Consider the following 8,520-nt stretch of genomic DNA (forward strand, 5'->3'; position numbering starts at 1 on the left):
TTCCGGCTCGAACATATCAGGGGTATGTTCTTTAACGTACTCCAAAACTTCCTCTACATAAGGATATTGTTTGTTTTTACAGAATCTTTGAGGTATGTATGATGGAGGAAAGAAGGAATGTCCCACGTTTTTCTCTGCTTGAATCAGACGTTGACACATTTCAGGATCGTTTTTGGCTATAAGTTCAATTTCTTTATGCCGACACATGATACACGGGAAACATCCAACACGTGAGAATCCACGATAATACAATGGATTCGGTTTCTGCCCTGCATCCAGTATGCAATCTATAACTTGCTGTGCACTCCATTTGAAGATCGGTCTTAGAACAGAAGCGTCAAATTGGGAACACCATTCTTTGACATCCTTACTTCGGTAGTTTTCAGTTCTTCCTTTCTTATTAGGTTGAAAATACGATTTGAAGTACATACATTCCTCTTCCATTGCCGCACGTGCTGTACTTTCTCCGGCTCTGATACCTTGTATAATAATGCAGCTTTCTTTCAAAGAAAGTACATAATCAATCATTGGCTTCATTTTTAGTTCACTGGTACAAAACCGTGCATTCGTGGAAGGAAATCTTTTCTTGTGAACTGCCAAAGACACAAAATCGTATTTTGATTTGAGAGTTATAAGTCTTACTCCCATTTGCAGACAAACATCATTCACATGTTTATATGTGTCAGGGTGTTCCCAGCCGGTGTCACAAAACACAGCGGTTAAATTCCCCCCCCCCCATATTGTTTGAAGGCTTGGATCAAACATGCTTGTGAATCCTTACCACCTGAAAAACTTACTAATATTTTCATTTTTATGTCATTTCAATTTTTACATATTCATTTTTATTAATCCCGGCACTACCTTTGGGAGAATACACTAATCGGCCTCCATTATCCAATATCTTTTGTACATCTTTCATAGCTTGGTGTGCTTGGGTATAGTCTTTGTATTCTTGGTGGCCTATTGGGTATTTACAATATCTTCTGCCACCGTCAGGCATGATGCTGATACCGAATACTGTTTCACGAGTTTTTCGGTTGAAATTCTGTTGAGTCCTTACTTTCATTTTTTTTGATACATTTTCCCAGTTTAAGTATAAATACACATTCGTTATCCGGTGCTCCCCAATTGGTGTTACCAACTCCGATGGTTATAGATTCAAGTTCAAAAAGCATTGTCCGTTTGGTGTAGCCAAAACGGAAGCGAACATGAGTGTATTCTTTGGGGTGAAAGCCGTTTCCACGTGTAATACAAGAAAAACAAATACCTTTCTTACAATAGAAACCTGTCTTTTCATAGGAATTGCGACCTCCACATTTTGCTAATCTTCCGATCCAGTATTTCTTGATCTCTCTGTATTCTTCTTTCTTATTTCCGGATTCGATCATTTCATACCATTTTGCTTTTAATGGCAGGTCAAGGATTTTCATATTAACCATAGTCTAAAAGAGTTGCGGATTCTGTTTGTCGTGAAGGATTTTTTGAACACGTTCAATTTCTTCATCTACTTCACGCTCAATTTGTTTACTTATTCGTAAATCTATCTGTCTCTTATTTTTGAAATATTCTTTTTGGCAACGGCGCATTTCCACCACTTTGTCGAAAAATTCTTTTGGAGTCATAGATTTAAAAGGTATGGAAAAGGCCGCTTTGATGCGGCCTCCCCAGTGTGATTACTTTTTTCCAATCAGAAAGTCTTTCCACAATTCTTTGAATTGTTCTCCAAAGTAAATTGCGATTTCACTTGATTTTACAGCAAGGCGAGAGCCGAGAGTCGCATTCGAGACCGACCAATCGGAAACCGAGTGCGCAGAAGCGAGGCCGCAAACCGCACCGGCATACGCAGAACCGCCCCAAAGAACCAGCTGATTACGATCCTCTTCGTCCATTTCATCAATTTCTTTCTGATTATAAAGATAAAACCACGGCGTATAACGGTATTCATCTTTAGTAAATCGTGGAAAATCAGGATCGTTGTTCAATGCACGAGCAATTGTGCATAGTTTGATGTAGGCGAGGTGTGCAATATCAGCCACTTCTTCTTTGTGTCCGTCTTCATCCTCAACAAGTAGGCGAACAATAGGTTTTACACCTATTGCTTCACAAGCATCTTCGTAGGTTTTAATATTGTGATAATCTGTATAATCCGGCTTTTGCTTTCCGAATAGGGCTGTTAGAATACTAATTGCTTTAGGACAGTCGTTTGCTTCACTAAAAGCGGCTGTTACCTTTTCTTGTGTGATTTTAAGTTCTGACATAATGTAAATTATTTATTGTTAATACTATATCCGAATAATGCAAAATCTCCCCGGCACGGATCATCCGGGAAAATTGTTTTCATGTAATTGGTTACTTGTTGAACCATTTTCCAGTCCTCTGTTTTGCGTGTTGTTATCCCAAGCTGGTGTGCCATTTTTGCAACATGTGCATCCAATGGTATGTATAATTCTGTCGGGTGAATAATATTCCAAATACCTAAATCCACCGGCGATTTTCGTACTACCCACCGTAGAAACAGACAAATACGCTTGCATGGAGAATCACGCTCCAATTTTGGAATACCTTTTACGCCACCAAAATCTGTTTGTATTTCACGGATAACATTGTTGTAACCCTCATAAAATACTTCCAAATCATCCCATTCCTGATATATGTTGTACAACCGCTGGCAAATGCAGAAGAAGTCATGGTAGGTGAACATACGGTAGAAGGTATTTGTATTTTCTTTGTATTGTTCCCATACTTTGTTCATAATGAAGGCATAAGGAGAATTACCCATTAGATTATCCAAAATTTCTGCTTGCTGCATTATCAGTTTGCGATTCCCGAAAGCTATCCATGAAGTAAGAAAAGCACTGATTTCTATGTCCTTTTTATCATTGTACTTATGTGGAAAAAATATAGGATCATCTTTTATAAAATCAGGTGTTTCAAATTGTTTCGCCCAGTCAAGTAGTTTGTCTCTTAGTTCTTCCATAATATTCTTCTTTCCATTTTTTGAAAGCGGCTTCTTTATCATTTGATTTCATCCTTTGTATGAATGATTGATGGGATTCCAATAATTCTTTGGCCTCTTCATCTCCATTTTCCGATCTTTCAGTTAGATGTTTGATATATTCTCCGTAGAACATTCCAGTGCTGTTATTATTTTGTTCATGGGCTTCATTAATTGAAAGAGAAGAAACAATTTCATCACGCTGTGCATCGTATTCATTTAACCAGCCGAGAATGATATTACCGTCCAGTCTATCGTAAATCTTACCGGAAGCCATAGCATTACGGAAACACAATTTGATTTCCTCCAATTTGAGATAATAGAATCTGTCTATTATTAGATCAGCGGTAAGTGCCACTTGAACATCATTCATCGTTTTTCCAACATTGAAAAAAGACACAAGCTCGTTAATCGCAATTACCAGTATGGCTCTTGCGCCAGCCAATGTGATTTCTTTTCTTATAACGGAGAGTGGTAGGTTAGGAGTGTTGAGAACAGCTTCTTTAATCGAACTTACGTGCAATCCCTTGTAATACTCCGCTTGCAAGGTCAGCAAGTCTTTCAACGCTTTCTTTTCGGTTGCCGGGAGATTGCTGTTGACTTGAATTAAGTTGTTTCCCATACTTGTTAAAATCATTATTAGACCATCTGACTAAACGTTTGGAAACTTCAAATGTACGTTCCTTCTCAAAGCGCATTTTCCGTCCTCCGCATTCAGTCCAATACTCGAAAAAGTCCTTCAACATATCATCAGGATATTTCCCTCTATACATGAGGACTTCACTTCTGAATTTGTCTTTCCTTGCAGAAAGAGAATCCTTATTCATATTCATCTTATGGCCTAATCCGGCCATGAATGCTTGTTCCAATGTTGCATCAGGATGATCCCGACACCACTGGGTTGCTAATTCTTCTGATTTCATTTGATTTATAATTTAGATAACCAATATTTCCATATTCGTGAGGCTACGTGCGCCATCATAACGGGTGGTACACTCATTCCACAGATATAATGTGGGGATTGGTTGAGGAAATGATAATCTTGTGGAAATGTGGATATATTACATACTTCTAACCGTGATAAATATATAGGCTGCTTAAAAGGAATAATTGAGTCTGCATGAGTTGTTAGGGTGTAGCTTACTTTGTTCTCATATAGATATTGTTGATTAAAAAAGCCTCGTTTTCCAGTTTGTTTCTTATAGGCCTCTGCCAAAGCAATATCTCCTGCCACTCTCTGCTCAAATAACTTTCTCATTTTTACACCAATAGGCTTTCCCTTGTAATCCGCATATTCCCCATAATATATTTCCGATTCATTAAATTCCATGTCGATGTATGGCTCAACATTGAAGAGGTCTGAAACTTTTAGGAAATGGACTCCCAAATCATGCCTGATACATATAAAGAATACACGTTCTCTTTTTTGAGGTACTCCCATTTTAGAAGCATCAAGAAGAAAATGCTGACAATAATAACCAGCTTCCTCAAAGTCTTTGTATATACGTCTGACATAATCAATCGCATTCCCTAAAAGAAGTCCTTTCACATTTTCAGCAATAACGACTTTAGGTTTTAAGCGTTTGGCAAGTGCAATAAAATCAAAAAAGAGCGTGTCTAAAACTTGTGTCTTTTGACCTTCTTTGAATTTCTTTTCTTTACCCCACGCATCTTCACGTAATCCCGACATGCTAAATGTACTGCAAGGTGGTGATCCGTCCAATATATCTAAATGGTACAGTTCTTCGGGAAGATTATTCCTTTTCACTAAATCACGAATATCTTCCAAATAACTATACTGGGGATGATGGTTTGTTTCATAGCATTTCATCATTCGTGGATCAATCTCATTACAGCCAATAACATCGTAACCTGCTATTTTGTAACCCATAGTAGAGCCACCGCCACATGCAAAACAAGAAAATACCTTTCCTTTATCTTTAGTAAAAACAGCATCTTCTAAAGACCAGCGATAAGGATAGAGATGTTGTGTATGGGGGGGGGTAATTACATCTTTCATCATTCCACCTCCCATAATTCAGCTACTCTTTTGAACTCTTCATCAGCCGGAACCGGGCAATCTTTGATCCATTGCATATCTTTTACTTTCCATAACGAAAGGTCTGTGTTGTCAGGAATATGCTTTTTAATATCAGGAAAAAGATTGAGCCGAAGAGATTTACTTTCCATAAGTTCATCTTTGTAATCCAACAAAAAATTATTGGCCTCCAATAAACTATGAATATCATTAACAGAATGTGGAGTGTAAACAACTCCATCGAAGTATCTGATATAATTGGGGAGCATATCAGCCAGTGCCGTATATAGAAATAATTTTCCTTTATTGCCATAGGCCAATTTTTGAACGGTTTTGATACTTTCAGCCAAATTTGCCAGTTTTTCAGGAAACAAAAGTGGTTCTCCACCAGTTATCATGATCTCTTTGTAATTAAAGTGCTCAACAACTGGTAATTTTGAAAAATCCCATGAGTTGTTGCAACACATAGGACATTTGTTCGGACATTTGGTTGTAACCAATAGACGTAACTTTTCCATTTATAATGATATTGTTTGGGTGTATTTCAATTCTCCGGTATATCCACGTGCTTTCAATTCTGCGATAAGTTCCCGTGGAGAAAATTTTGCCAATTCAGGATTGGAATATATTTTCTTCAAATTCCCCCCCCCCTCCCGGAGTTTTCTTACGGTTTCTGGCATAAACATTACCGCACTCTTTACAATATGTCTGCAATCCATCTTCGGTTGAAGCATTTTTCCAAAACTCACTGACCGGAAGTTCCCGGCCACATTTGCTACATTTTTTTAATTTTTCCATTATTCCTTTTCTTTAATTCTACCATATTCACATATTAGTAAAGCATCCGAAGTTGCCAATGTAACTTTTGCATACGGGAACAGCTGTTGGGCTTTCTTCTTTAAGATGTTTTTCCATTCTGTCTTACCCAATTTGTCTGTATTTCGTAATCCTATAGTTTTTTGCCAAGTTTGTGGAGATACTGTTACTGTCGGAATCCCACAAGCTATCAATCCCATAGTCAGCTGTCCGTAACCTTCTCCAAAAACAAAAGAGGCAGAAGCACTTTGTCCGGTCATGCCATTCACTCGTTCCAAATAACAAACGCTATTTTCTTTGTATATGGAGAGAAAATCTAATAAGTCTTTGGGAGTTGGTGGCATTTTGATACACTCCAATAATTTGTTATTCTCGGTGTCGTACACTACAATTCCACCGTTTTTGCCAACATCTATACCTATGATCCTTCGTTTCATAAATTATACTTTTTTGTTTATAAATCTTTTGAGCTTAATTACATCTTTCTTTCCAAGCCTTAGTGCTTCACTGGTCTTGATGTCAGAAGGTGAAGCTTTACAATTCTCGGTTATCCTTTCAAAATGTCGGATAAAGGATTTTAGGAAATAGTCGGGGATTTCAACTTTCATAATGATTGATTTATGTGGATAAGCCCGGACTCGAACCGGGAACTGTTGCAATCAGGATTTTCGTTTCTGCTTCCGTTTGTACGTATGTCAAGTGTTAATAGCATATTACCTGACTCGTGATGCTATTCGTGCATTTTTACCACAGAAACTAAGCGTCTTCCGATTTCGCCACTTATCCGTTTGCCTCTACAATAGAGGCATTTTACATGAACAAAAAGACTCTTTGTAGTATCTACCGTCGTGGAGCGTATGCAGCGTACTCGACTCGACTTGCAAAGAGAAGAAAAAAGGTGAGGCATGATAGTTCCCGGATAGGCGGTCAAGCCACACCGGGAGAAGCTGATTATTAATCGGGTTGATAATTATTATTTTAGGAATTTAGCAAAAGTCTTGATTGAGCCTTCATTATTACTTTTTAAAGAGGCCAATTCTGTATTTTTAGAAGTTAGTGTAGAAATAACAGATTTATTCTTTTCGATTTCTGCATCAATATCACTATTAAGTGTTTCCAAATCGGCTTTTGCTTGTGCAAATTGAGACAATATCGTATCTCTTCTTTGTTGAAATGTCAGCATATTATTTTGTCATTTTTAAAAATTCAGGAGCAATGCCATATAGAGGTGTCTTCCCGTCCCACTTGTCTATAAATTGTTTATATAAAATCTCACGGGTGAGTCCACGGGACGCAATTAAAGCTTGTTCTGTTTTTAGTTGCTCCAGTTCGTTTTGCTTCTTTTGTTCTTCAATCTTCTGATCAAGTACCGAAATATTAGTGTTTACCTCGTTACGGCTATCTATTTTATCGCGGACAGCTCTTGAAAATTCCAATTGTGCGGAGAAGGTCAACAACTGCAATCCCCGTTTCTCAAATTCTTTATCAACGATCTGTTCCAGTCTCTTTTCAAATACCAATGAACCACCGTCAGCCATCAGACTGTCTGTTTTATGTTTGCGACTTTCTTCTTTGATAAGATCATATATACGTGGCTCCAAAATATTATCTTCTAATGATTGCATAAAGCCATCTTTTCCCGATGGGGTGTCAGCCTTATCAATATGCTTGTTATCAAATACAATATCAATAGCCCTGTTTTTCATTACTTTATAAGAGTAAGTTGGCCGGGCTGTAAACTCTGTATTGTCGGCTGCCTTTAGTGTGACTGGATCAGAAAATTCTCCGCGCTGATCGAATAGCGGAACTTGAAAAAGCTCTGTGCCTAATTCCCATGTAGATACCTTACCGGCAACGATTTTAAAATCTTCTTTCCCTTGTTTGCCGTAGTTCTCCATAAGGACACCGGCATAATTGGGAGCAACTCTTTCGCATGAAGCAAACAAAACAACGGCAAATAGTGCCACAATCAAAAAATCAATCTTTCTTTTCATTTTCTACTTTTTTTTAATGATATTATAAACTATAAATGCTACTGTCAGCATAATTATTGAAATTCCCAACCACGCATTTATGTGATTGAATACGCGGTTGCCAATGAAGAAAGCCGATACGACAAGTACCGGCTTCCAGTATTTCTTTACAGTCTTCATTGTTATTGTTCGATAATGGCAATATCCGGTGCCAATTTACGGATCAACAATAATTGCTCGTCAATGGCCTTGTTGCGTTCCTCTTCCACTATCACTTCTGCACCAGGGGAGCAAAGGGACAATCGAATATTACGCCCGTCCACATCTGCAATGATTTCCACTTCAATCTCTTCTGCAGGGCGACCTTTGAAAATCGGGACAATAAGATTGAATGAGGCCGGAAGATTGGAGTTGACAACTTGGCTGTAATTGTCAGTGCGACTACCGTTGTCTTGTCGGGAGTTTTCCACTTTTGAGTCAATGCTGGCTTTGAAGTTCTTCAAGACTGTTACCAGTTCCATGTTGTATTGTGCATCCTTGAAGAAGGCACGATTCATTTTGAAGAACTTTGAAAGCTGCACCGGTTCCCATGTCTTGCTTGTGTTAATACCAAATTCAAGAAACTTGGGATAGTATTTCAACTCACCTCTTACAGTAGCTTTATTCCTACTGTCAGTTTCATTGGTGACAAGTTTAAG

Annotated in this window: 15 protein-coding genes; all 15 read right to left on the bottom strand. The window is 38.1% G+C overall.

Features of this window, described 5'->3' with window-relative positions; all coding sequences use genetic code 11:
- On the bottom strand, positions 1–765 hold a 765-nt coding region (locus tag BHV72_RS06265; protein ID WP_286855190.1), incomplete at its 3' end, for a phosphoadenosine phosphosulfate reductase family protein.
- 46 nt (positions 766–811) lie between these two features.
- Entirely contained in the window at positions 812–1,066 is a 255-nt protein-coding gene (locus BHV72_RS06270; protein WP_007846633.1) for a hypothetical protein, read from the bottom strand.
- Positions 1,023–1,388 (bottom strand): hypothetical protein, encoded by a 366-nt coding sequence (locus tag BHV72_RS06275; protein WP_007846634.1) that lies wholly within the window; start codon positions 1,386–1,388, stop codon positions 1,023–1,025. The genes BHV72_RS06270 and BHV72_RS06275 overlap by 44 nt, the downstream gene beginning before the upstream one ends.
- Positions 1,389–1,442: 54 nt before the next feature.
- The gene (locus BHV72_RS06280) at positions 1,443–1,622 is read right to left on the bottom strand and encodes a hypothetical protein (RefSeq protein WP_008673389.1); all 180 of its coding nucleotides are present in this window, start codon (positions 1,620–1,622) and stop codon (positions 1,443–1,445) included.
- 51 nt (positions 1,623–1,673) lie between these two features.
- The gene (locus BHV72_RS06285; RefSeq protein ID WP_286855230.1) at positions 1,674–2,258 is read right to left on the bottom strand and encodes a hypothetical protein; all 585 of its coding nucleotides are present in this window, start codon (positions 2,256–2,258) and stop codon (positions 1,674–1,676) included.
- Positions 2,259–2,266: 8 nt separating this feature from the next.
- On the bottom strand, positions 2,267–2,977 hold the full coding sequence (locus tag BHV72_RS06290; RefSeq protein ID WP_007846638.1) for a TIGR02757 family protein: 711 nt from the start codon (positions 2,975–2,977) through the stop codon (positions 2,267–2,269).
- The gene (locus tag BHV72_RS06295; protein ID WP_117700611.1) at positions 2,949–3,617 is read right to left on the bottom strand and encodes a hypothetical protein; all 669 of its coding nucleotides are present in this window, start codon (positions 3,615–3,617) and stop codon (positions 2,949–2,951) included. Before BHV72_RS06295 ends, BHV72_RS06290 begins: the two co-directional genes overlap by 29 nt.
- Positions 3,499–3,918: a hypothetical protein gene (locus BHV72_RS06300; RefSeq protein WP_007846640.1), complete on the bottom strand. Its 420-nt coding sequence runs from the start codon at positions 3,916–3,918 to the stop codon at positions 3,499–3,501. Before BHV72_RS06300 ends, BHV72_RS06295 begins: the two co-directional genes overlap by 119 nt.
- A gap of 5 nt (positions 3,919–3,923) precedes the next feature.
- Complete coding sequence (locus BHV72_RS06305) at positions 3,924–5,030, bottom strand: DNA cytosine methyltransferase (RefSeq protein WP_286855234.1); 1,107 nt, start codon at positions 5,028–5,030, stop codon at positions 3,924–3,926.
- On the bottom strand, positions 5,015–5,551 hold the full coding sequence (locus BHV72_RS06310) for a hypothetical protein (RefSeq protein ID WP_007854438.1): 537 nt from the start codon (positions 5,549–5,551) through the stop codon (positions 5,015–5,017). The genes BHV72_RS06305 and BHV72_RS06310 overlap by 16 nt, the downstream gene beginning before the upstream one ends.
- A gap of 94 nt (positions 5,552–5,645) precedes the next feature.
- Positions 5,646–5,831 (bottom strand): hypothetical protein, encoded by a 186-nt coding sequence (locus tag BHV72_RS06315; protein WP_032588496.1) that lies wholly within the window; start codon positions 5,829–5,831, stop codon positions 5,646–5,648.
- The gene (locus BHV72_RS06320; protein ID WP_005794319.1) at positions 5,831–6,286 is read right to left on the bottom strand and encodes a RuvC family protein; all 456 of its coding nucleotides are present in this window, start codon (positions 6,284–6,286) and stop codon (positions 5,831–5,833) included. Before BHV72_RS06320 ends, BHV72_RS06315 begins: the two co-directional genes overlap by 1 nt.
- Positions 6,287–6,822: 536 nt before the next feature.
- Complete coding sequence (locus tag BHV72_RS06325) at positions 6,823–7,032, bottom strand: hypothetical protein (protein ID WP_004326707.1); 210 nt, start codon at positions 7,030–7,032, stop codon at positions 6,823–6,825.
- A 1-nt stretch (position 7,033) separates the two neighbouring features.
- Positions 7,034–7,843 carry an SPFH domain-containing protein gene (locus BHV72_RS06330; RefSeq protein ID WP_004326706.1) on the bottom strand — a complete coding sequence of 270 codons (810 nt, stop codon included), beginning with the start codon at positions 7,841–7,843 and terminating at the stop codon, positions 7,034–7,036.
- A 161-nt stretch (positions 7,844–8,004) separates the two neighbouring features.
- A partial coding sequence (locus tag BHV72_RS06335) for a hypothetical protein (protein ID WP_286855251.1) occupies positions 8,005–8,520 on the bottom strand: 516 nt, incomplete at its 5' end.

This window comes from Bacteroides sp. 43_46 (assembly GCF_001915455.1).
Classification (GTDB): Bacteria; Bacteroidota; Bacteroidia; order Bacteroidales; family Bacteroidaceae; genus Bacteroides; species Bacteroides caccae.

What these genes read in the sequence shown, in the direction of transcription:
- BHV72_RS06270 (WP_007846633.1), bottom strand. Translation starts at nt 1,066, where the DNA reads ATGAAAGTAAGGACTCAACAGAATTTCAACCGAAAAACTCGTGAAACA.
- BHV72_RS06275 (WP_007846634.1), bottom strand. Translation starts at nt 1,388, where the DNA reads ATGATCGAATCCGGAAATAAGAAAGAAGAATACAGAGAGATCAAGAAA.
- BHV72_RS06280 (WP_008673389.1), bottom strand. Translation starts at nt 1,622, where the DNA reads ATGACTCCAAAAGAATTTTTCGACAAAGTGGTGGAAATGCGCCGTTGC.
- BHV72_RS06285 (WP_286855230.1), bottom strand. Translation starts at nt 2,258, where the DNA reads ATGTCAGAACTTAAAATCACACAAGAAAAGGTAACAGCCGCTTTTAGT.
- BHV72_RS06290 (WP_007846638.1), bottom strand. Translation starts at nt 2,977, where the DNA reads ATGGAAGAACTAAGAGACAAACTACTTGACTGGGCGAAACAATTTGAA.
- BHV72_RS06295 (WP_117700611.1), bottom strand. Translation starts at nt 3,617, where the DNA reads ATGGGAAACAACTTAATTCAAGTCAACAGCAATCTCCCGGCAACCGAA.
- BHV72_RS06300 (WP_007846640.1), bottom strand. Translation starts at nt 3,918, where the DNA reads ATGAAATCAGAAGAATTAGCAACCCAGTGGTGTCGGGATCATCCTGAT.
- BHV72_RS06305 (WP_286855234.1), bottom strand. Translation starts at nt 5,030, where the DNA reads ATGGGAGGTGGAATGATGAAAGATGTAATTACCCCCCCCCATACACAA.
- BHV72_RS06310 (WP_007854438.1), bottom strand. Translation starts at nt 5,551, where the DNA reads ATGGAAAAGTTACGTCTATTGGTTACAACCAAATGTCCGAACAAATGT.
- BHV72_RS06315 (WP_032588496.1), bottom strand. Translation starts at nt 5,831, where the DNA reads ATGGAAAAATTAAAAAAATGTAGCAAATGTGGCCGGGAACTTCCGGTC.
- BHV72_RS06320 (WP_005794319.1), bottom strand. Translation starts at nt 6,286, where the DNA reads ATGAAACGAAGGATCATAGGTATAGATGTTGGCAAAAACGGTGGAATT.
- BHV72_RS06325 (WP_004326707.1), bottom strand. Translation starts at nt 7,032, where the DNA reads ATGCTGACATTTCAACAAAGAAGAGATACGATATTGTCTCAATTTGCA.
- BHV72_RS06330 (WP_004326706.1), bottom strand. Translation starts at nt 7,843, where the DNA reads ATGAAAAGAAAGATTGATTTTTTGATTGTGGCACTATTTGCCGTTGTT.